The organism is Pseudomonas sp. OST1909 (assembly GCF_015277575.1).
GTDB lineage: Bacteria > Pseudomonadota > Gammaproteobacteria > Pseudomonadales > Pseudomonadaceae > Aquipseudomonas > Aquipseudomonas synxantha_A.
On record NZ_CP063780.1, the window covers coordinates 724550 to 747804 of the forward strand.

The 23255-nt window shown below is 60.8% G+C and carries 17 protein-coding genes; 15 read left to right on the forward strand and 2 right to left on the reverse strand.

Annotation, left to right across the window (positions count from 1 at the left end; translation table 11 throughout):
* The first annotated feature begins 197 nt into the window (after positions 1-197).
* From glnE to IH404_RS03215, 8 genes are all read left to right on the forward strand, one after another.
* Positions 198-3137, forward strand: a complete 2940-nt coding sequence (glnE, locus tag IH404_RS03180) for a bifunctional [glutamate--ammonia ligase]-adenylyl-L-tyrosine phosphorylase/[glutamate--ammonia-ligase] adenylyltransferase (protein ID WP_194439938.1) — start codon at positions 198-200, stop codon at positions 3135-3137.
* A gap of 222 nt (positions 3138-3359) precedes the next feature.
* The gene (gene waaF, locus IH404_RS03185) at positions 3360-4394 is read left to right on the forward strand and encodes a lipopolysaccharide heptosyltransferase II (protein WP_032878265.1); all 1035 of its coding nucleotides are present in this window, start codon (positions 3360-3362) and stop codon (positions 4392-4394) included.
* Position 4395: 1 nt separating this feature from the next.
* On the forward strand, positions 4396-5457 hold the full coding sequence (gene waaC / locus IH404_RS03190) for a lipopolysaccharide heptosyltransferase I (RefSeq protein WP_005784134.1): 1062 nt from the start codon (positions 4396-4398) through the stop codon (positions 5455-5457).
* Complete coding sequence (locus IH404_RS03195) at positions 5457-6581, forward strand: glycosyltransferase family 4 protein (protein ID WP_005784135.1); 1125 nt, start codon at positions 5457-5459, stop codon at positions 6579-6581. Before waaC ends, IH404_RS03195 begins: the two co-directional genes overlap by 1 nt.
* On the forward strand, positions 6578-7384 hold the full coding sequence (gene rfaP / locus IH404_RS03200) for a lipopolysaccharide core heptose(I) kinase RfaP (protein ID WP_194439939.1): 807 nt from the start codon (positions 6578-6580) through the stop codon (positions 7382-7384). Before IH404_RS03195 ends, rfaP begins: the two co-directional genes overlap by 4 nt.
* Complete coding sequence (locus IH404_RS03205; protein ID WP_005784139.1) at positions 7384-8118, forward strand: lipopolysaccharide kinase InaA family protein; 735 nt, start codon at positions 7384-7386, stop codon at positions 8116-8118. Before rfaP ends, IH404_RS03205 begins: the two co-directional genes overlap by 1 nt.
* Entirely contained in the window at positions 8115-8867 is a 753-nt protein-coding gene (locus tag IH404_RS03210; protein WP_194439940.1) for a lipopolysaccharide kinase InaA family protein, read from the forward strand. The genes IH404_RS03205 and IH404_RS03210 overlap by 4 nt, the downstream gene beginning before the upstream one ends.
* Complete coding sequence (locus IH404_RS03215; RefSeq protein ID WP_194439941.1) at positions 8867-10312, forward strand: lipopolysaccharide kinase InaA family protein; 1446 nt, start codon at positions 8867-8869, stop codon at positions 10310-10312. Before IH404_RS03210 ends, IH404_RS03215 begins: the two co-directional genes overlap by 1 nt.
* Positions 10313-10360: 48 nt before the next feature.
* On the opposite strand, the gene IH404_RS03220 is transcribed toward IH404_RS03215, so the two are convergent.
* Positions 10361-12439: a TonB-dependent receptor gene (locus IH404_RS03220; protein WP_194439942.1), complete on the reverse strand. Its 2079-nt coding sequence runs from the start codon at positions 12437-12439 to the stop codon at positions 10361-10363.
* Between the two features lie 205 nt (positions 12440-12644).
* Here IH404_RS03220 and IH404_RS03225 point away from each other — a divergent pair, with 205 nt between their 5' ends.
* From IH404_RS03225 to IH404_RS03250, 6 genes are all read left to right on the forward strand, one after another.
* Positions 12645-12980 (forward strand): YceK/YidQ family lipoprotein, encoded by a 336-nt coding sequence (locus tag IH404_RS03225; protein WP_005784146.1) that lies wholly within the window; start codon positions 12645-12647, stop codon positions 12978-12980.
* Between the two features lie 119 nt (positions 12981-13099).
* The gene (locus IH404_RS03230) at positions 13100-14857 is read left to right on the forward strand and encodes a carbamoyltransferase (protein WP_005784149.1); all 1758 of its coding nucleotides are present in this window, start codon (positions 13100-13102) and stop codon (positions 14855-14857) included.
* A complete protein-coding gene (locus tag IH404_RS03235; protein ID WP_194439943.1) occupies positions 14858-15754 on the forward strand; it encodes a GNAT family N-acetyltransferase in 897 nt (298 codons plus the stop codon).
* Positions 15751-17157, forward strand: coding sequence for a PIG-L family deacetylase (locus tag IH404_RS03240; protein WP_194439944.1), 1407 nt, complete (start codon positions 15751-15753; stop codon positions 17155-17157). The genes IH404_RS03235 and IH404_RS03240 overlap by 4 nt, the downstream gene beginning before the upstream one ends.
* Before the next feature lie 85 nt (positions 17158-17242).
* The gene (locus tag IH404_RS03245) at positions 17243-18391 is read left to right on the forward strand and encodes a glycosyltransferase family 4 protein (RefSeq protein WP_194439945.1); all 1149 of its coding nucleotides are present in this window, start codon (positions 17243-17245) and stop codon (positions 18389-18391) included.
* Positions 18388-19269 carry a glycosyltransferase gene (locus tag IH404_RS03250; protein ID WP_194439946.1) on the forward strand — a complete coding sequence of 294 codons (882 nt, stop codon included), beginning with the start codon at positions 18388-18390 and terminating at the stop codon, positions 19267-19269. Before IH404_RS03245 ends, IH404_RS03250 begins: the two co-directional genes overlap by 4 nt.
* Positions 19270-19288: 19 nt before the next feature.
* Here the strand turns inward: IH404_RS03250 and IH404_RS03255 are convergent, their stop codons facing one another.
* Positions 19289-21130, reverse strand: a complete 1842-nt coding sequence (locus IH404_RS03255) for a bifunctional O-antigen ligase/aminoglycoside phosphotransferase family protein (RefSeq protein ID WP_005784156.1) — start codon at positions 21128-21130, stop codon at positions 19289-19291.
* Positions 21131-21287: 157 nt separating this feature from the next.
* On the opposite strand from IH404_RS03255, the gene msbA reads away from it, so the two are divergent.
* Complete coding sequence (gene msbA / locus IH404_RS03260) at positions 21288-23093, forward strand: lipid A export permease/ATP-binding protein MsbA (RefSeq protein ID WP_005784157.1); 1806 nt, start codon at positions 21288-21290, stop codon at positions 23091-23093.
* The last annotated feature ends 162 nt before the right edge of the window (positions 23094-23255 follow it).

The following is a 23255-nucleotide window of genomic DNA, read 5'->3' on the forward strand; positions in this document are numbered from 1 at the left end:
GCGTATGGCTCGGTCTTGCTGGTGAGCATAATCGTTATTGTTGGTCTATTGCGAACAAGAAAAGGTGAAAGTTTGATGTTGCCTGCCAAGATTAATTTAATTTCAGCTATTTCTAACTTTTGTTCGACAGTCCTTCATCGAGCATGGCTCTTGTGTTCACAACTACACGCCAATTACACGCCGATCAAGGATAGACCATGAGCCTTCCAACGCTGGCCGAACTGCCGGCCATTCTCTTGCCTTATGCCCAGCGGGCCGAGCAGTCATTTCGTGACGCGGTGGCCGCGCTGGACGACGATCATGGCCTTTCTGCGTGGACGCCGCAACGGTGGGCCGACTTCGCCCGCGTGTGCGCTGCCAGTGATTTTGTCATTGAACAGAGTGTTCGTGACCCTTTGATGTTGCTCGAACTGGTGGCCTGGGGCGAGCTGGACCGCGGCTTTGCGCCCGGTGAGCTGTGCAGCCAGATTGCCGGCGCCGTGCAACAGGCCGAAACAGAAGATGAGTTGGGCCGCGTGCTGCGCCGCCAGCGCACGCGCCAGCAGGTGCGCATCATCTGGCGCGACCTGACGCGCCAGGCCGACCTGGTGCAAACCTGTCGCGACCTTTCCGACATGGCCGACGCCAGCATCGACCAGGCCTACCAATGGCTGTACCAGCGCCACTGCGCGCAGTTCGGCACGCCGACCGGGCGGCGCAGCGGTGAGGCGCAGCATATGGTCATCCTCGGCATGGGCAAGCTCGGCGCGGTGGAGCTGAATCTCTCGTCGGATATCGACCTGATTTTCGCCTACCCCGAAGGCGGCGAGACGGTGGGTGTAAAGCGCTCCCTGGACAATCAGGAATTCTTTATTCGTCTTGGTCAAAAATTGATCAAGGCCCTTGATCCTATGACGGTCGACGGTTTTGTCTTCCGTGTGGATATGCGTCTGCGTCCCTACGGCTCGGCCGGTGCGCTGGTGCTCAGCTTCAACGCGTTGGAGCAGTACTACCAGGATCAGGGCCGGGATTGGGAACGCTACGCCATGATCAAGGCGCGCGTAGTGGCCGGTGATCAAGTGGCCGGCGCGCAGTTGCTCGATATGCTGCGCCCGTTCGTCTACCGCCGCTACTTGGACTTTTCCGCCATCGAAGCGCTGCGCACCATGAAGCAGTTGATCCAGCAGGAAGTACGGCGCAAGGGCATGGCCGAGAACATCAAGCTGGGCTCAGGCGGCATTCGGGAGGTGGAGTTTATTGCCCAGGCGTTCCAGCTGATTCATGGCGGCCGCGACCTCAGCCTGCAACAACGCCCACTGCTGAACGTGCTGGGTACGCTTGAGGGGCAGGGTTACCTGCCGGCTGCGGTGATCACCGAACTGCGCAATGGCTACGAATTCCTGCGCTACACCGAGCACGCCATCCAGGCGATTGCCGACCGCCAGACCCAAATGCTGCCGCACAATCCCGAAGATCAGGCGCGTATCGCCTTCATGCTGGGCTTCAGCGACTGGGCTGCGTTCCACGAACGCCTGATGTACTGGCGTGGCCGCGTGGACTGGCACTTTCGTCAAGTGATTGCCGACCCTGATGAAGAAGAAGGCGAAGAAAGTGAATTGGTCGTCGGTGGTGAGTGGTTGCCGCTGTGGGAGGAATCCCAGGATGACGACGCCGCATGCCGTCAATTGGCCGAGGGCGGTTTTACCGATGCACCCAAAGCCCTCAAGGCCTTGGCCGGCCTGCGCGGCAGCCCGCAGTTGCGTGCCATGCAGCGGCTGGGGCGCGAGCGCCTGGATGCATTCATTCCGCGCCTGCTGGCCCAGGCGGTCGAGCACGCCAACCCGGACCTGGTGCTGGAGCGCGTGTTGCCGTTGGTGGAGGCCGTCGCCCGGCGTTCGGCCTATCTGGTGTTGCTCACCGAGAACCCGGATGCGCTGCGTCGCCTGCTGACCCTGTGCGCCGCCAGCCCGTGGATCGCCGAACAGATCACCCGTTTCCCGTTGTTGCTCGATGAGCTGCTCAACGAGGGCCGCCTGTTCAAGCCGCCGCTGGCGCCGGAGTTGGCAGCCGAGTTGCGCGAGCGCCTCACCCGCATCCCCGAGGACGACCTTGAACAACAAATGGAGGCCCTGCGTCACTTTAAATTGGCGCACCGCCTGCGAGTCGCGGCCTCGGAAATCGCTGGCAGCCTGCCACTGATGAAAGTCAGCGACTATCTCACCTGGCTGGCCGAAGCCATTCTTGAGCAAGTACTGGCCCTGGCCTGGCGCCAGACTGTCGCCCGGCACGGTTCACCCCAGAGGCTGGACGGCACGCTGTGCGATCCTGGGTTCATCATTGTCGGTTATGGGAAAGTCGGCGGCATCGAACTGGGGCATGGTTCGGATCTGGATCTGGTGTTTATCCACGATGGCGACCCCCAGGCCGAGACCGATGGCGCCAAGCCGATTGACGGCGCGCAGTTCTTCACGCGTCTGGGCCAGCGCATCATTCACCTGCTGACCACCCAGACCAACTCCGGCCAACTGTATGAAGTGGACATGCGCCTGCGACCTTCCGGCGCATCCGGCTTGCTGGTGAGCTCCCTGGGCGCCTTCGATCGCTATCAACAAAATGAAGCCTGGACCTGGGAACATCAGGCGCTCATCCGCGCACGGGTGCTGGTGGGCAGCCAGGATGTGGGCCATGCATTCGAGCAGGTACGGGCCAACGTATTGGGGCGTGAACGGGACTTGGCGAAGCTGCGCCAGGAGGTCAGCGAGATGCGCACCAAGATGCGCGAGAACCTGGGTACCAAGGCCACGGCGGCCGGCAGGGGCGCCAATGCCTTCGAGGCCACGGCGGTGTTCGACCTCAAGCAGGACGCCGGAGGTATCGTCGATATTGAATTTATGGTGCAATACGCGGCTTTGGCGTGGTCTGCGCAACATCCATCGTTGCTGCGCTACACCGACAATATTCGCATTCTGGAGGGCCTTGAGCAGGTCGGGCTGATGCCCGCCGCCGATGCCCATTTGCTGCGTGAGGTGTATAAGGCCTACCGCTCCGCCGCCCACCGCCAGGCCTTGCAGAACGAGGCCGGCACGGTCGCCGGGGATCAGTTTGCCGACGAACGGCGACAGGTGATGCGAATCTGGCAAGCGCTGGGCTTAAATTGAAACTCGACTGATTGGGCGACGCCAATTTTTATATGGGATGCGGATTAATGTGGAAGCCGGGCTTGCCCGCGATGCAGGCGCCTCGGTTTATCAGTGATACCGAGGTGATGCAATCGCAGGCAAGCCAGCTCCCACATAAAGATGCTCCCTGGCGCGCCGCGATCTACAGTCATTATCGAGGCGGGGAGGCATAAGCCTCCCCGCATCGTTTGTGGAAACTACATGAATATTCTGATCGTTGGGCCCAGTTGGGTCGGTGACATGGTGATGGCACAGACACTGTTCCAGTGCCTGCGCCAGCGCTATCCAGACTGCCAGATCGACGTGCTCGCCCCTGAGTGGAGCCGGCCGATCCTGGAGCGCATGCCCGAGGTGCGCAAGGCCTTGAGCTTCCCGCTCGGCCACGGTGCCCTGGAGCTGGCGACCCGCCGACGCATCGGCAAATCCATGGCCGGCCAGTACGACCAGGCGATCCTGTTGCCCAACTCGCTCAAGTCGGCGCTGGTGCCTTTTTTTGCCGGCATCCCCAAGCGCACCGGCTGGCGCGGTGAGTTTCGCTATGTGCTGCTCAATGACGTACGCACCCTGGATAAAGCCCGCTACCCGCTGATGATCGAGCGCTTCATGGCCCTGGCCTACGAGCCCGGCACGCAATTGCCCACGCCGTACCCGCGGCCCAGCTTGCAGATCGACCCGGTGACCCGCGATGCGGCGCTGGCCAAGTTCGGCCTCACCCTTGATCGGCCGGTCCTGGCCTTGTGCCCTGGCGCCGAGTTTGGCGAGTCCAAGCGCTGGCCGTCGGAGCATTACGCCAAGGTCGCCGAGACCAAGATCCGCGAAGGCTGGCAGGTGTGGCTGTTCGGTTCGAAGAACGATCATTCGGTAGGTGAAGATATTCGTCAGCGCCTGATTCCCGGCCTGCGCGAAGAGGCGGTGAACCTCAGTGGCGACACGTCCCTGGCCGAGGCTATCGACTTGTTGTCCTGCGCCGACTCGGTGGTGTCCAACGACTCCGGCCTGATGCATGTGGCGGCGGCGCTGAATCGCCCGCTGGTAGCGGTGTACGGCTCCACGTCCCCAGGCTTCACCCCGCCCTTGGCCGACAAGGTCGAAGTGGTGCGCCTGGGCCTGGATTGCAGCCCGTGTTTTGATCGCACCTGCCGCTTCGGCCACTACAACTGCCTGCGCCAATTGCTGCCGCAGCCGGTAACCGATGCCTTGCAGCGGTTGCAGGGCGATGTGGTCGAGGTTCACTGAGTTGCGGGTTCTGGTAGTCAAGACCTCATCCCTGGGCGATGTGATCCATGCCTTGCCGGCGTTGACCGATGCAGCGCGGGCGATCCCCGGCATTCGCTTTGATTGGGTGGTGGAAGAAGGCTTTGCCGAAATCCCGACCTGGCACCCGGCGGTGGACAAGGTAATCCCGGTGGCGATTCGCCGCTGGCGCAAGAACCTTTGGCAAACCATCAAGAGCGGCGAGTGGCGCCGTTTCAAGCAGGCCGTGCAGTCGACCAAGTATGACCTGGTGATCGACGCCCAGGGCCTGCTGAAAAGCGCCTGGCTGACCCGCTATGTGCGTGCTCCAGTGGCCGGCTTTGATAAAAACTCGGCCCGTGAGCCGATCGCTGCGCGTTTTTATTCGCGACGCCTGGCCGTGGCCCGCGGGCAACACGCGGTGGAGCGCTTGCGCCAACTGTTCGCCGTGGCCCTGGGCTACGACCTGCCCAAAGGCTTGGGCGACTATGGCCTGAGCGTTGAAAAACTGCTGGGCCTGCCGCCGAAAAAACCCTTTGTGTTGCTGCTGCACGGCACTACCTGGGACACCAAGCACTGGCCCGAAGCCTATTGGCGTGAGCTGGCCGAACGCATGGGGCGCCTGGGCGTGGACGTGAAATTGCCGTGGGGTAACGCCGCCGAAAAGGCTCGGGCCGAGCGCCTGGCCCAAGGCCTGCCCAACGCCGAAGTGCTGCCCAAACTCAACCTGGCGGGCGTGGCCGGCGTGTTGGCGGGCGCCCGCGCCTGTGTGGCGGTGGACACCGGCCTCGGTCACCTGGCGGCAGCGCTGGATGTGCCGACCATTTCCCTGTTCGGCCCCACCAATCCGGGCCTTACTGGCGCTTACGGCAAGGGCCAGATCCATTTGGCCAGCGACTGGCCGTGTGCGCCGTGCCTGCAAAAGCAGTGTACCTATCAACCTACCGCCGACGACCTGCGGCGGTTCGACATCAAGCGTGAGTCGCCCCTGTGCTTCACGCGCTTGAATCCTGAGCGTGTAGCAAGCCGGCTGAGCACGTTGTTACTGGCTGAGGAGCAGCACTGATGCAACTGGCTTTTGTTCTGTACAAGTACTTTCCCTTCGGTGGCTTGCAGCGCGACTTCATGCGCATCGCCCTGGAGTGCCAGCAGCGCGGCCACAAGATTCGCGTCTATACGCTGATCTGGGAAGGCGACATCCCACCCGGCTTCGAAGTACTGGTGGCGCCGGTCAAGGCGCTGGTCAATCACCGTCGCAATGAAAAGCTGTATGCCTGGATCCAGGCCGACCTGGCCAAGCGGCCGGTGGATCGCGTGGTGGGCTTCAACAAGATGCCGGGGCTGGATGTGTATTTTGCCGCCGACGGGGTGTTCGAAGACAAGGCTCAAAACCTGCGCAACCCCATGTACCGCTGGTTCGGGCGCTATCGGCACTTCGCCGAATACGAGCGCGCGGTGTTCGATAAGGACGCCAAGACCCAAATCATGGTGCTGTCCGAACATCAGCAGAAGTTGTTCACCCAGTATTACGGCACCCAGGCCGAGCGTTTCCACTTGCTGCCGCCGGGCATTGCCCGCGACCGGCGCGCTCCGCCTGACGCGGCCGAAATCCGCGCCGAGTTTCGTCGTGAGTTCGGCCTGGCCGAGGACGACCTGTTGCTGGTGCAGATCGGTTCGGGCTTCAAGACCAAGGGCGTCGACCGCAGCCTCAAGGCCGTGGCCGCCTTGCCTTCCAAGCTGAAGAAGCGCACCCGACTGTTTGTAATCGGCCAGGACGACCCCAAGGTATTCCAATTGCAGAGTGCGGCATTGGGCCTGGGCGATCAGGTGCAGTTCTTCAAGGGCCGCAGTGATATCCCGCGTTTCCTGCTGGGCGCCGACCTGCTGATTCACCCTGCGTACAACGAGGCGGCCGGCATGGTGCTGGTCGAAGCGGTGGTCGCCGGCCTCCCGGTACTGGTGAGCCGGGTGTGTGGCTACGCGTTCTACATCGACAAGGCCCAGAGCGGCCGAGTGTTGGACGAGCCGTTCGAGCAAGCCCAGCTCAACCAGTACCTGGTGGATATGCTCGACGATCCACACGCGCGTGCGACCTGGAGTCGCAATGGTCTGGCCTTCGCCGAGACGGCCGACCTCTATAGCATGCCGCAGTACGCTGCGGACCTGATTCTGGCGGAGCCAAACCGATGAAGTTGATTCTAGCCGAACCCTTCAAGACCCTCTGGGCCGGACGCGATGCGTTCGCCGAGGTCGAGAAGCTGCAAGGCCAGGTGTTCCGCGAGCTGGCCGCTCGCCGTACGTTGCGTACGGTGGTCGAAGGCCAGCCTTACTTTGTGAAGATTCACCGTGGCATTGGCTGGGGCGAAATCCTCAAGAACCTGGTCACGGCCAAGTTGCCGGTACTGGGCGCAGGCCTGGAGTGGCTGGCGATCCAGCGCCTGCAAGCGCTGGGCGTGCCGACCATGACCGCCGTGGCCTTTGGCGAAAAAGGCAGCAACCCGGCCGACCAGCATTCGTTCATCATTACCCAGGAACTGACGCCGATTATCAGCCTGGAAGACTTGACCCTCGATTGGGTCAAGCAACCGCCCGTGCCGGCCATCAAACACGCCTTGACCCGTGAGCTGGCGCGCACCGTCGGCGCGATGCACCGCGGTGGCGTGAACCATCGCGACTGCTACCTCTGCCATTTCCTGTTGCACACCGACCAGCCCATTACCGTCGACAATCTGAAATTGTCGGTGATCGACCTGCACCGTGCGCAGGTGCGTCCGACGATTCCACTGCGCTGGCGTAACAAGGACCTGGCCGGCCTGTATTACTCCGCATTGGAGATCGGCCTGACCCAGCGCGACAAGCTGCGCTTTCTCAAAGCTTACTTCCAGCAGCCACTGCGCCAGATACTGGCCGAGCAAACCGCGTTGTTGGCCGAATTGGAGCGCATGGCTGCAAAGCTCTATGCGCGCAAGCAACGATACGGGGATGCGCTCTGATGGCGGGTTGGAACCTGGAACCTGCCTATGCCGCCCTGGCGGATGACTTTGGAAGCCTGGAGGCGGTGTTTGCCTTGCAAGGCGAGCGATTGACCCGCGACCCGCTGTCGGAAGTGATCCGGGTCGAGCGCGGCGGGGTCAATTATTACGTCAAGCGCTACGTGGGCGCCGGCAAAGGCTTGCGCCGTTACCTGGGCAGGCCGCGGGTGAAATCCGAATGGCAGAACCTCAAGCGTTTCGCCAAGTGGGGCATCCCGACGGCTGATGTCGTCGCCTGGGGCCTGGACCGCAAGGGCCTGGCTTATAACCGGGGCGCGATGATTACCCGCGAGCTGCCCAAGACGGAAGACTTGTCAGTGCTGGCCGAGCGCAATGACGAACGCCTGAAAGACCCCCGGTGGGTCGATGGCATCAGCCGCCAGCTCGCCGAATACACGCGCACCATGCATGAGCACCGCTTCACTCATAACGACTTGAAGTGGCGCAACCTGCTGGTGGACGACCAACGAACCCTGTACCTGATCGATTGCCCCAACGGTGATTTCTGGCGTGGTTTCTGGCTCAAGTACCGCATCACCAAGGACTTGGCTTGCCTGGACAAGGTCGCCAAATATCACCTGTCGGCCACCCAGCGCCTGCGTTTCTACCTGCAATACCGCCAGCGCACGCACTTGTCGGCGTCGGACAAACGGCGAATTCGTCACGTGGTGAAGTTTTTTGAGGGACGCGAATGAGTGACTTCCTGGCGGCCGAAGACCGAGCCTTGCTTGAGCGCAACGGTCTGGCGACGTTTGACGCCCTGTGGGCCAAGCAACTGGACGCAGTGGACGAGCCCAATACCAGTCACGGCGGCTGGAGCAGTGTGTATCGCCTGGAGCTTGAAGGGCAGGGCTATTACCTCAAGCGCCAGAGCAACTACCTGACGCGCACCTTGCACCGGCCGTTTGGCGAGCCGAGTTTTGCGCGCGAGTTCCGTAATATCAGCCTGTATCGAAAGCTCGGAATCCCTGCTCTGCAGGCGGCGTTCTTCGGTGAGCGCAAGGTTGAGGGCGAGCGCCGGGCAATGCTGCTTACCCGTGCTCTGGATGGTTGGAACGACCTGGATTCGTTGCTGGAGCAGTGGCCGCAATTGAGCGCCGCCCAGCACAGTGCGATCCTGTTGGCGTGCGGCAAGCTGGCGCGTCATCTGCACAGCGTCGGGCAGGTGCATGGCTGTTTTTACCCCAAGCATATTTTCCTGCAGGCCACCGCTGAGGGTTATGCCGCGCAGCTGATTGACCTGGAAAAAACCCGTCCGTTGCTGTTTGGCTGGCGTGACCGGGTCAAGGACCTGGAACCGCTGCTGCGTCGCGCGCCCCAATGGTCGGACGCGCAGGTGCGCCAACTGCTGGCGGCGTATCTTGAGCAGCCCGAGGACAGCGACCTGGTCTCCACTTGGCACCAGCGCCTGACCGCACGCCGCAGCCACAAGGAGAACCGCTGATGCGTTTATCCGAGCTGAAAAATGCCGGCCGTAGCCCCAACCTGCCGTTGACCATCGATCTGGCGGATGCGGCAGGCCCGGGGCAGTTGCAACTGCTGAGCTTGTTGCGGGTGTTGCCCGGGCAGCGCTACGTGGGCGCGGCAGTGTGGCGTGGTCGCCCGGTGTTGGCCAAATTGTTGGTTGGCAGCAAGGCGGCGCGGCATTTTCAGCGTGAACTCAAGGGTGTGCGTTTGTTGGCCGAGCAAGGCCTGACCACACCGTTGCTGTTGGCCGATGGCTTGCAGGACGGCGAGGGCGGCTGGCTGCTGTTTGAGTTTATCGAGGGCGCCCAAAGCCTGGCCGATGCGTGGCACGCCGTCGAACATCTGCCGCCGTTGGCGGACGAACAAACCGCCGTGCTCGCCGAAGCATTGGGCGCGATTGCGCAAATGCATGCCAAAGGCCTGTGGCAGGAAGACCTGCACCTGGACAACCTGCTGCGCCAGGACGGCAAGCTGTACTTGATCGATGGCGCAGGCATTTGTGTCGAGGAGGCGGGTAAGCCGTTGTCGCGCAATCGCGTGCTGGAAAACCTCGGCGTGTTTTTCGCCCAGCTGCCGAAAAACCTTGAGCCGTTTACCGAAGAATTATTGGTGTACTACCTGCTGGGTAATGGTGAGCACGCCTTGCCGCTGCAAGCCCTGGAAAAGCAGGTGCGCAAAGTCAGCGCCTGGCGCTTGAAGGACTTTCTGGACAAGACTGGCCGCGAATGCACGCTGTTCAGTGTGGTGCGTGGCGCCTTTGGCTTGCGTGCGATTCGTCGCGAAGAAGAAACGGCCATGTTGCCGGTGCTGGAACAGGCAGACGCCTTGCTCGACCAGGGCCACCTGTACAAGACCGGCGGCGCGGCCAGTGTGGCCAAGGTCGAAGTGGCTGGTCGGCCGTTGGTGATCAAGCGCTACAACATCAAAGGCTTTGCCCACTGGCTCAAGCGCTTCTGGCGCCCGAGCCGAGCCTGGCATTCCTGGCGCGAGGGTAACCGCCTGGCATTTCTCGGCTTTGCTACGCCCAAGCCACTGGCGGTGCTGGAGAAGCGCTTTTTATGGCTGCGCAGCCGTGCGTATCTGGTCACCGAGTTTCTGCCGGGGCCGGACATCATCGAGCGCTTTGCGCCGTATGTTGAAAACGGCGATGCGCCTGAGAGTGAGCTGCTCGCGCTGGAACAGTTGTTTACCCAGTTGATTGGCGAGCGCATCAGTCATGGCGATTTCAAAGGCCATAACCTGTTCTGGAATGATGGGCGTTGGGCGATGATTGATCTGGATGCCATGTGTCAGCACGGCTCTGTTGCCAGTTTTGCGCCGGCATACGCTAAAGACCGGGCGCGGTTTATGCGCAATTGGCCCCAGGGCAGTGCGTTGTATCAGGTGATTGATCAGCGGTTGCCTAAAACCATCGTGGTTTAAGCGGGCGCCTGATACCCAAATGTGGAAGGGGGCAAGCCCCCTCCCACATCAGAATTGATATTCAGCCCCAGCGCCTGCATACCACGAGCGCCCCGGTGCTGCTTCGTAGTAGCGCCCGTTGCCGTCACCCACAATCACCGACCCCACATATTGACGATCCAGCAGGTTATCCAGGCGCAAGGTCTGGTGAAAGGTCCAGTGCTCCACCTTCTGCTCAAACCGTGCCCGCCAGTTGAAGACGCTGTAGCCCGGTGCAGCGTGTTGGCTATTGGTGTCTTCGACATAGACTTTGCTGCGGTACATACCTTCGATGGCCGTGCTGACCCAGTCCCGTGGCTTCCAGTTCAGTTCGGCGAACAGGGTGGTTTGGGGGACGCCGGGGAGATAGTTGCCCTTGTCGATGGTGTTGGCGCCGCTGGCGAAGTCGCTGTCGTAGGTGGCTTGGAGGCGGGTATAGGCGAGGCTGGTGCTCCAGTGCTCGTTCAGTTGGCTTTCAACACCCAGTTCGAAGCCGCGACGTAGTGTGCGACCGGCGTTCTGGTAGCTGGTACGGCCTCCGATCGATTGCTGCACCACCAGTTCGTCCTCGGTAGTGATTTGAAAAACGGCGGCGTTGATCCGCGTGTTGTTCAGTTGCGCCTTCATACCTATTTCATACTGAGTGCTTTCAGACGGCTTCAAGCCGAAGTTGAAGCCCTCGACGTTGCCCGGGGCATAGGCCAGCTCGGCCTGGGTCGGGGTTTCAAAGCCCTTGCCTGCACTGATATAGCCGTGCAGGTCGGGCGTGAATGCATACATCACGCTCATCGAAGGCGTGTTTTTCTGGTAGGTCTTGTTACCACTGGCATCGCCATTGCTCAGGAATTGATCATCGACGTCCATCTGCATGGTGCTGTGCCGGACACCGGCTTGCAGGGTCCAGCGGTCGAGGGCCCAGTTGGCCTGGATATACGGATCGAGGCTACGAGCCGTGTCGATTTCGTCGCGGCGTAGTTGGCCTTTCACGCCGAGGGTGTTGCCGCTGTAGTTCTGATAACCGTGGCGGCTGTCTTCGCTTTGGTCGAAGTCCAGGCCAGTGATGATCATCAAGTCGCCGGGCGCACTGTCGATGGGCTGCATCCAGCGCACGCTGCCACCGTAGAACTTGCGGTCGAATTGCACCACGCCGCCGCCACGTTCGTTGGCGGGTGTGCCTTTTGGGATCGACAGGTACTGAATCACACTGCGGCGCCCGGTATACGCATTGACCTGCAACGTCGCATTGCCGATGTAGCGCTCGTAGTTCATTCCCAATTGCTGGTGATCGATGCTTTTGCGCGTGTTATAGGTCAGCGCGTTGGTGCTCACCGAACGCGGATCGGCCTTGTACGCTGTCCAGGTCTGCCCCAGCGGATCCTGCGTACCGTTCTGCTCCAGGCTGCTGTAGATCAATGCCAGTTTGCTGTCGTCATCCGGCTGGAAGTTGAGCTTGGCGAAGGTCTGGTCGCGCCGGGCGCTGCTGTGGTCGCGGTAGCCGTTGGTGTCCATGCGTGAGGCATCGAGCACGAACCCGGCATCATTGGCCGCGCCTTCCGCACTAACGTGGTTCTTGTTCAGCCCGTCGCTGCCCACCAGCGTTTCTGCGCCGACACGCGGCGGGCCGTCGCCGTCGCGGGAGAACATTTGGATCACACCGCCGGCGTTACTGCCATACAGAGTCGCCGCCGGGCCGCGCAGCACTTCGATACGCTCGGCAGTGTCAAGGTTGAACGTTGCGGCCTGGCCCTGGCCGTCCGGGGTGCTGGCGGGGATGCCATCGGCGATCAGCTTGATGCCGCGTACACCAAACGCCGAACGGGCGCCGAAACCGCGGGACGAGATCTGCAAGTCCTGTGCATAGTTCTGGCGGTTCTGCACCACCAGGCCGGGCACGCGGGACAGGGCTTCGGAGGCGTTGATGCCCAGTTGGCCGTTGCTGATTTGTTCACGATTAATGCCGTCTACCGAATACGGCAGGTCGAACGTCGGGCTGGTGCTGCGCGAGCCGGTGACCACGCTGGGATCCAGGATCAGGGGCGCATTGTCGGCTTGGGCGGTGTTGCACAGGCCCAGCAGTAAGGCAAGGCAGGTTGGAGCAGAAGGAGTCATGAAAAGGCCGAGTGGGTAGCGCACGCAAGTAAGGGTGTAAGTGCAAATGTGACAAGTTTAACGACTCGTCCTCTGATTTGCCGAACTCCTTACCGCCTGGCGCATTGGGACGCTTCCTACGCTTAGCGTCGACTGCGCAAACCTGAAGTCTTAGTTTTGTGGTGCTAGGTTTTCGATCTTTATCAAACGAAAAGAAGAATCAACTATGAGGACTCCTATCCTGCGGTTGCTGATGTTGCTGGGAATGTCGTTGATCGTTGCAGGCTGTGGCACTGCGACCACCGTGCTGCTTGGCGATGACGTCACTGTTCGGCAGCTCAAGGGGAAGAAAACCTATTGTCAGTCCGTTTCACGAATCTACAGCGGTGTAGCTTATGACCTGTGTGTCTTGCATGGGCCGCCCAACTCTGCGGGTGAACTTGCGTTGAACGGTATTCCCTGGGTTATTTTGGATGCGCCCGTTTCCGCCGTCCTGGACACGCTCGTCTTGCCCTACACGATCTACCGCCAAAGCGCCGACGGCAGCATCGAGCTGCGCTAACAGCTTCCTACTGCTTTTAAGCTATAATCCCGCCCTTTAGCTGTTTCCCGCCCGGGCGGGAAGCACACTTTTTTCAGGCGCGATGCGCCTGCATGCAGACTAAAAGAGGCTAGACCCCAGTGGCATTGACGATTCTTGGCCTGTCCGGCGCCCTTAGCCATGATCCTTCCGCAGCCCTGTATATCGACGGCAAGCTGATTGCGGCCGCCGAAGAAGAGCGCTTCGTACGCGACAAACATGCAAAGAACCGCATGCCCTACGAGTCGGCGAAGTTCTGCCTGGAACAGGCTGGCATCAAGCCTTCGGACGTTGACGTGGTGGCGATCCCATTCGCCCCGATCAGCCTGTTCGGCGAGGCACGCTGGCACTACGCCAAGCGCTATTGGTACGCCCCGGACCGCGCCCTCGACGCGATCCTGATGGGTAACCGTCGCTACAAGCGCTATCGCAACAAGATTGTCTGGTGCCTGGAACAGCTGGGCTTCGATCCAAAGAAAATCAAGATCGAACCGGTTGAACACCACCTGGCCCACGCTTCCAGCGCCTACCACTGCTCGGGTTTCCAGGAAAAAACCGCGATCCTGGGCATCGACGGCAAAGGTGAGTACGCCACCACGTTCTTCGGTTACGGCGAAAACGGCAAGATCCACAAGATCAAGGAATTCTACGACCCGGATTCTCTCGGCGGCCTGTACGGTGCGATCACCGAGTTCCTCGGTTTCGAGATGCTCGACGGTGAGTTCAAGGTCATGGGCATGGCGCCGTACGGTGATGCCAGCAAGTACGATTTCTCTCGTTTGGCGTCCTTTGAAAACGGCGAGCTGGTGATCAACACCGACTACGCCAACGTCATCGGCCTGCGTCGCTACAAAGAGAAGGGCAAGGGTTTCTACTTCTCGCCAAAACTGATTGAGTGGCTGGGCCCCAAGCGCGAAGGCGACATTGCCGACGAGCCGTACATCCACTACGCCGCCAGTATGCAGGCGTTGTTCGAGAAGCTGGCCTTGCAGATGATCGACCATTACCTGGGCGACATCCTCAAGGACACCGGCAAGCTGGCCTTCGCCGGCGGCTGTGCGCTGAACGTCAAGCTGAACCAGAAGATCATTGCCCGCGATGACGTCAAAGAGTTGTTCGTGCAGCCGGCGTCCGGTGATGCCGGCACGGCTGTCGGCGCGGCCGCCTATGTATCCCACGCTCGTGGTGTACCGGTGGAGAAGATGGAGCACGTGTACCTCGGCCCGTCCTACAGCAACGAAGACGTGATCGCCGCTTGCGCCAGGCACGAGAGCAAGCCGAACTGGCGCAAGATCGAAAACATGCCCAAGCGCATCGCCAAGATCATGGTCGACGGTAACCCGGTGGCCTGGTTTCAGGGCCGCATGGAGTTTGGCCCGCGTGCCTTGGGTGGTCGTTCTATCATCGGTTGCCCAAGCGCCACCGGCGTGGCTGACCGCATCAACCACCAGATCAAGTTCCGCGAGCGCTGGAGGCCTTTCTGCCCGTCGATGCTCGACACCGTGGCCCCGCAGATGATCAAGGTCGATCACCCGGCGCCGTTCATGACCTTCACCTTTGAAGTGTCGGAAGAGTGGAAGACCCGCGTGCCGGAAGTTGTGCATGAAGATGGGACGTCCCGCGCCCAGGTACTCAAGCGCGAATACAACCCGCGCTACTACGACATGATGAAAGAGCTGGAAGTGCTGACCGGTAACGGTGTGTCCCTGAACACCTCGCTCAACCGTCGTGGCGAGGCGATGATCTGCTCGCCGACCGACGCGCTGAACATGTTCTTCGGCTCGGACCTGCAGTACCTGATCATGGAAGACATCCTGGTCGTGAAAGACGGCGTGGACCCTTATGACGCCGTGGTTTAAATGCTGAACCGCTTCCAGGGCTGGCGTGAACGTGGCTGGGCGCCTGTCGAGGCCGAGGTTTACGCCCAGGCCTGGCAGCGTTACGGCGGCAGCGTGGCGACCCACCCGCAGGTTATCGAGCGGTTGGCTGGCCTGGCGCAGATTCCGGTACGCTACCTGGGCTGGGAACACGGTGGCGAACTCAAGGGGGCTATAGCCACCTGGGGGCGCGATCTGGCTCTCTCCAAGGACGTGCTCAAGCGCACCGGCAAAAAAGGCCTGTTTGACCTGGGCAATGCCGAGGTCATCCTGCCCATTGCCGCCGATGCTCAGTTGCCGCTGCGCCACCGGGCGCGCTACCTGTCGGCCCTTAACGAAGGGCGCGTCAGTACCCTCAAGCCCCAGGCCGAGCAATTGGCCATGGCGCGCACTCCCGAAGAGCTGTCGAAGAAGTTTCGCTACAACCAGCGCCGCGAGTTGCGCCTGCTGGAAGAAGCGGGCGGCGTAGCGCGGGCGGTCAGTGAGTTCTCCAGCGTGGAGCTGGCGGCGATTTATTGCGATCTGTTCCAGCGTCGCTGGGGGTTCCCGGCGGCCGGCGCGGCGCGTTTGGCCGAGGTGCTGGAGCTGCTCAAGGAGTTTGTGTTCGGCTCGGTGCTGTTTCTCAATGACGCCGCGATTGCGGTGCAATTGGTGTATCAGGTGCAGTCCAATGAATGGTTCAGCGCCGAGTACGTCAACGGCGGCGTCGACCCGCAAACCCGTGCGTTCAGCCCTGGCAGCGTGTTGAGTTTCCTCAATACCCAAAGCGCCTGGGAGCAGGCGCGGGCGGCGAACAAGTCGTTGCGCTTTTCCTTCGGTCGTTCCGACCGTGAGTATAAGGAGCGCTGGTGCAACCCGGTGCCGGTGTTCAGCGTATGAGTCGCAAACAGCAACTGCTCAAGCGCCATCGGCGCAACAAGCGCATCGCGCTGTTGATCGGCTTGGCGGTGCTGGTTGCCACCGGTGTAATGGTGGCCTGGTGGTTGCCGCCGATGTTGGCGGTGTTGCTATGGGCGGCCCATGAAGCGTGGTTTGCCGATCACCTGTTCTACTCGCCCAGCGACCACTATGAGTACGCATTCCCGGCCGGCAGCGAGCAGCCCGGTTTGCGCCTGGAGTCGGGGCGGTTGTTGCTGGATGCGCCGCTGGCGAACGATGAAACCCTGATTATTGGCGTTGAGTTGAAAAGTTCGTGGCTGGGGCGCTTCCTAGACCCGGCGGTGGACCTGTTGGGCCTGGATTCAGCGGACCGCCAAACCTTTGAACGTGGTGTCAACGGGCGTCGCTATCTCAACCTGACCGGCGCTGCACAAGCACTGGCGGCGGGCAACATCAGCTTGCGCGGGCGCTTTTGCCGGATCAAGGGGCAGCCGATTCTGTGGCGTTTCCACCAACCGGACTATCGCCAGCAATGTGTGATGGTGATCGCTCCTCACGCCGACGATGCCGAGCTGGCCGCGTTCAGCCTTTACAGTCAAGCGGCTGAAAGCTGGATCGTGACCCTGACTGCCGGGGAAATCGAAGCCGAGCACTATCAACAGATGGGCCTGCCCAAAGCTGAAGCATCCCGCCTCAAGGGCCGCTTGCGTGCCTGGGACAGCGTCGCGGTACCGCGTTGGGCCGGGGTGCCCGAATCACAATGCGTGCAGTTGGGTTACTTCTGCATGCAATTGCAGGCGATGCAGGCTGCGCCGGACCAGCCTCAGGCGTCGCGCGAAGCGGATTTGGCCGACACGCGGCTATTTCGCCAGTTCAACGGCTTTGCCCTGCCGGGTGATGCAGATGGCGCACCGACCTGGCACAACCTGATCGCCGACCTGCGCGCACTGCTGCTCAAGGCGCGCCCTCAGGTGATCGTGTTGCCCACGCCATTGCTGGACCCCCACGCTGACCACATCTGCGCCCATGCGGCGGTGCTTGAAGCTCTGCAGGGCCTGGAGTGGCAGCCCGACACGTTGCTCGGTTATGCCAACCACCTGCATGATAATGACCGCTGGCCCATGGGTGACTCCGGTGCGGGGATGGCGCTGCCGCCACGTTTCGATTCATCGGCCGAGATGGTGCCGTGCAGCTTTGCACTCACTTTGAGCCAGCAGCAGGACAAGGCCATGGCCCTGGGCATGATGCACGACTTGCAGCCGCGCGCGCCGCTCAAGCGCCGGGTGCGCAAGTGGTTGCAGCAAGTGCTGGCCGGACGTAGTCCATCGCCTTACGGCGAGAACGAATTCTTTCGCAAAGCCGTGCGTCGTCACGAGCTGCTGTGGGTCCTCAAGCAGGACTGAGACACTCTCGAAGGCAGGCCAGCGTGGGTCTGCCGCCCATTTTACCGGGCCGTGCGCCCGTAGCCAGATCGCTGCATGGAGAGTTATGAAGCCGCGTTTCAAGGTTTTGCAGTTACAGCCGGACTACAACGTCAAGACCCATGACTTCGCCGACCTGGGTGAGCAAATCGTCAAATCCCTGCCGCCTGAACGTTTCGAGGTGACCTCCGGGTTTCTCAGTGGTCGTCCGCTGCCCGGCCAGCCCCTGAGCGTGGCTGAGCACTCCCACTATTTCGAGCTGCCGGAGAAGTCTCTCAAGGGCATTCGTTTTGGCGCCATGTGGCAGATCTACAAGTATTGCCGCGAGCAGAAGTTCGATGTGGTCATCTGTAACCGCTTCAAATCGGTGAACATGATGCTGTCGCTCAATCGCTGGTTGAAAATCCCCCTGTGCATCGGTATCTCCCACGGTTTTGGCGAATATGCCCGTGGTTACCGTCGGCGTCAGACCCAGCGCTGGGTCAGTCCGGCCTGGCGTTTTGTCGGCGTGTCGGAAGCGGTGAAGGACTACCTGGTGGACCTCAACTGTGGGTTCACCCGCGAAAACACCAGCTACGTGACCAACGCTATCGACATTCCCCAGGCAGAAGCCTTGCAGCTGTCCCGTGAGGACGCACGCAAGGCCCTGGGCCTGCCAATGGAAGCACGGATGATCGGCGCTCTGGGCCGTCTGGTGCCGATCAAGGGCCACACTCATCTGCTGCAGGCCTTCGCCACGCTCAAGGATAAATACCCTGAGGCGCAGGTGGGCATCATCGGTTCCGGTCGCGCCGAAGCCGATTTGCGTACCGATATCGAACGCCTGGGCCTGACCGGCCGCGCGCATTTGCTGGGCTTTCGTGAAGACGGCATGAAGTACGTGCGCGGCTTCGACATCTGGACCATGCCGTCGCTGTTCGAGGGCTTGGGCCTGGCGCTGCTGGAAGGCATGAGCGGCCATCTGCCGGTGATTGCCTCCAACGGTCCGGCGATGCTGCCCCTGGTGCAGGGCGCGGGTGGGCTGTCCCATGATCCGGGCAACGTCGAGCAACTGGCGGCAGCTCTGGATACGTATCTGGCGTTGAGCGATGAACAGCTGCGCGAAAAGGGTGAAGAGGTGTTCCGCTATCTGGAGGCCAACCACACCCTTGACGAGTTCAAGCACAAGTACCTGACCCTGATTGAAACCGGTTTGCGTGAAGTAGGTAGAGCATGAATCAGCAACAGCCCCTGGTCTCGGTGATCATCGCTTCCTATAACCATGGCCAGTACATCGAACAGAGCATCCTCAGCGTGCTGGGGCAGACCTACCCCAATATCGAACTGTTGGTGGTGGATGACGGTTCCAAGGATGACAGCGTTGAACGTATCCAGCGCTTGCAGGCCGAGCACGGCTTTGATTTCCAGGTGCAGCAGAACCAGGGCCTCAGCGCCACCTTGAACGGTGCGATTGCCCGTGCCAAGGGTAGCCTGATCGCGCCGTTCGGCTCGGATGACATCATGTTGCCGGACCGTCTCGCCACCCAGGTTGCGTACATGGAAGGCAAGCCGAAGGTGGGCATGTGCGCCGGCAATATCGAGCTGATCGACGGTGACGGCAACCTGCACCCGGAGAAGAAGCAACGTCGCGACGTGCCGTTTCGCAGCCTCGACTTCGACGATATGTTCCTGGACCGCAAGCCCTTTCCGCCGGCGCCGACCATGCTGATTCGTCGCGACGTACTGGAGGAGGTCGGCGGGTTCGACCCGCAGATTCCCCTGGAGGACTTGCTGATCCAACTGAAGATCACGGCTGCGGGCTATACCATCGACGCTTTGGGTGTGGTGATGGCCAAATATCGCCAGCACGCTACCAACACGTACAAGAACCACCGTTACATGATCCAGAACATTCTCAAGACTTACGCATTGTTCAGCGATCACCCGGCCTATGATCAGGTGCGCTACAACTTCCTGAACTCAATGTTCCTCAAGACCGCCGACCGCGACCGCCCGTTGGCGCGCGAGATTCTCAAGCAGATCCCGTTGAAGTTCTGGGGGCGCAAGACCTTGCGTGGGTTGGTGAGGTTGTATCTGGCGCCGCTCAGGAACTGAAACGGCGCCATCCCTCCTACTACAGGCCCTGTACCTGCTCGCGGATTTTCGCAGTGGCGGCCGGGCTTGCCACCGAGGCATACCCTTTGACCAGTTGTTCGAAATGCGTTTCGAACAGCCAGTTGCGGTCTTGTGGGTAGCGCTGCATGTGACGCAGGTTACGTTGGCGCAGCGCGTAACGCAGTGAAGAGGGGTAGATGCGCAGGTCAGCGATGTCGATCAGGCCGAACTCGCCATCGTCCATCAACAACACATTGCCCAGGTGCAACGAGCGAAAGTACACCCCTCGCTCGTGCAACTGCGCCATGAACCGGCCAAAACGCTCCACCAGTGATTCGCGCAGGCTGCTGTCCAGGCTTTGCAACGCTTGGCGCAAAGTCAGGCCGGGCAGGGGGGTGTAGGTGACGGCACTGCTGGCATCGGGCAAACGATACAGCCCGAGGATTTGCGGAGCGGGGATCCCCAGGGTACGCAGTTGCTCGCTGTTGCTGGCAAAGCGCTCGGAATAGGGGTTGAAACTGCCTGAGGTGTACCAGCGGCGGGGGCGGAACACCTTGAGGAAATTACCGTCTTGCAGGCGCAGTACTTTGGGGCCCAGGCCATCGGCTTCAATGACATGGGCGTTGCTGCACAGCTGCTCGAAAGCCGGGGCCTTGATGTTCTGTACCGGCATGCGCAGCAGGCTGCGGTGGCGCTGGGCGAGGCTCAGACCTGTGATAATTGCCAACGGAATCCAGAGTACGAACCAATGTTCCTTGGGCCGCGACAGAATGCCGCCGCCTTCGGTCAGGCCAGCGCCGATGCCATAGGCCAGCAGCGACGATGCCAGGATGAACAGCGGCTGTGCGCGCTCCTTCAGGCCCTTGTACAGGCCCCACCCGAGCATGAAGATCCACGGGATAAAGCCAATGATACCGACGTAGTAGAGCACCCCGAGCGCAAAGCTGTGGGGTTCGCGCAGTTGGTCGCCATCTGCCAGGGTCAGAAACAGTTCGGAGTCGTAACTGTGACCGATCCACGGGTGTTCGGCGATAAGCCGCAACGACATGCTCCACAGTTCAAGGCGGAATGAGCTGCCTCGTTCAGTGATCGATTCGGGGTAGAGCACCAGGAGCGCGACAGCACCCAGGACCATGCCGCCCAGAAGCAATGCCGAGCGGCGGTTGCGGCTGACAAAGCTCATCCACAGGATCGCCAGCGTCAACGCCACCAGCGGCGTGCGTGAGCCGGTCGCCAGCACCGCCGCCGCCATGATCGCCAGGGCCGGTACGCTGAACCACAATACCTTCAAGCGCTGGGTGGTCATGCAGGCGTACAGCCAATACACAGTGAAAAAACCAAAAAGGTGCGAGCTGAGCAACGGGTTGTCGAGGGCGCCAAGGCCGCCGATCATGCGCATGCCGGGCTGGAATGATTTGACGAACACCACCAGGTTGCAAAGGCTTACCACCAGCGCAATGACGGCGGCACCAAAGAAGATCGGCTTGAACAGTTCATTACGGTAATGCAGCAGGAGCCCGCAGCCGCCAAACAGCATGAAGGTATTGAGCGGCCGCTTGAAAAGGTCGGTATCGGAACTGGGCTCAGGGCTCCAGAGCAGGCTGGCCAAGGCCCAGGCGGAAAAGGCTAGAAAGGCGATAGCCAGGGGCTCTCGTAGCAGATCCCTGAGCTCCCGGGGGCGCATGCACAGTAAAAACAAGGTCGGTACGCTGAACAGGATGTAGACGATCCGGTGCAGGACATTACGATTGCCGACGAAGAAAAGTGCACTCAGGAGCAGCAGCAAGCCAACAGGTAAAATCCAAAGGACCAGGAAGTCGAAAACGCGATTTGAGCCATAGATAAGGCGCTTGGAGTGCATACAGTAGAGCCATTCCACAAATAGAAAGCCAACCATCTTAAGCTAGTGGCTATGTAATGTCGCCGGTCAGATCCAACCGGGCCGCGGGTATACCGGGTGCAAGTACAACAGAGAAGCTGTGCTAAAGTCAGCCTCCTTTTTCAAAACGCCGCGTGATATGACCGACTCCAGTCCGAGCGCAAGCCCTTCGAGCTTGAAAATATACTTCCGCCTGCTCAGTTACGTTAAGCCCTACATGGGCTTGTTCGCGTTGAGTATCCTTGGATTTCTGATTTTCGCGTCGACCCAACCGATGCTGGGTTACATCCTCAAGTACTTTGTAGACGGCCTTTCCAATCCGGAAGCCGTGTTGTTCCCCACCGTACCCTTCCTGCGCGATCTGCAACTGCTGCAGGCGGTGCCGCTGCTGATCATCCTGATCGCGGCCTGGCAGGGCCTGGGTTCGTTCCTGGGCAACTATCTGTTGGCCAAGGTCTCCCTGGGGCTGGTTCATGACCTGCGGGTGCAGTTGTTCAACAACTTGCTGACGCTGCCCAACCGTTACTTCGATAACCACAACTCCGGGCACCTGATTTCCCGCATCACCTTCAACGTGACCATGGTCACAGGTGCGGCAACCGATGCCATCAAGGTGGTAATTCGCGAAGGCATGACGGTGATCTTCCTGTTCGCCTCCCTGCTGTACATGAACTGGCGCCTGACGCTGGTCATGATCGCGATCCTGCCGTTGATTGCGGTAATGGTCAGCACCGCCAGCAAGAAATTCCGCAAGCAGAGCAAGAAGATCCAGGTGGCCATGGGCGACGTGACCCACGTGGCCTCGGAAACCATCCAGGGCTACCGCGTAGTGCGCAGCTTTGGTGGCGAAGTCTACGAAGAGAAGCGCTTCCTCAAGGCCAGCCAGAGCAACACCAACAAGCAACTGCGCATGACCCGCACCGGGGCGATCTACACCCCGGCGCTGCAATTGGTGATCTACTCCGCCATGGCTGTGCTGATGTTCCTGGTCCTGTATCTGCGTGGCGATGCCTCGGCGGGTGACATGGTTGCCTACATCACCCTGGCCGGCTTGTTGCCCAAGCCGATCCGTCAACTCTCGGAGGTCAGCTCGACCATCCAAAAAGGTGTGGCGGGCGCAGAAAGCATCTTTGAACAGCTGGACGAAGACGTTGAGGTCGACCACGGCACCATCGAGCGCGACAAGGTCAATGGCCGCCTGGAAGTGCGCAATCTGAACTTCACCTACCCAGGCACCGAACGCCATGTGCTCAAGGACATCAGCTTCACCGCGGAGCCTGGGCAGATGATCGCTCTGGTGGGCCGTTCAGGCAGCGGCAAGTCGACCCTGGCCAGCCTGATCCCGCGTTTCTACCACCATGAAAGCGGTGAGATCCTGCTCGATGGCGTAGAGATCGAAGACTACAAGCTGCTCAACCTGCGCAAGCATATTGCTCAGGTCACCCAGCACGTGACCCTGTTCAGCGACACCGTAACCAACAACATCGCCTACGGCGATCTGGCCGGTGCACCTCGTGCCGACGTTGAAGCGGCGGCGGCGGATGCCAATGCCAAGGACTTCATCGACCAGTTGCCCAAAGGCTTCGATACCCAGGTCGGTGAGAACGGCGTGCTGTTGTCCGGCGGCCAGCGTCAGCGCCTGGCGATTGCGCGCGCCTTGCTCAAGAACGCGCCGCTGCTGATTCTCGACGAGGCCACTTCGGCCCTTGATACCGAGTCCGAGCGGCATATCCAGGCGGCACTGGACAAAGTCATGCAAGGCCGTACGACCTTGGTGATCGCGCACCGATTGTCGACTATCGAGAAAGCCGACCTGATTCTGGTGATGGATGACGGGCGGATTGTCGAGCGCGGCACCCACGGCGAGTTGCTGGCGCAGAACGGCTATTACGCTCGCCTGCATGCCATGGGGCTGGATGCGCCGGTAGCGGCTGACATCACCTGATTCGACAGCGACACAGAGCTAATGTGGGAGGGGGCTTGCCCCCGATAGCGGTGTATCAACCGGCATTTGTGCAAGCTGATACACCGCCATCGGGGGCAAGCCCCCTTCCACATTTGGCCTGCAGTGCGCGCAAGCGACCGCAAACCCTGTGCTAATATCGCG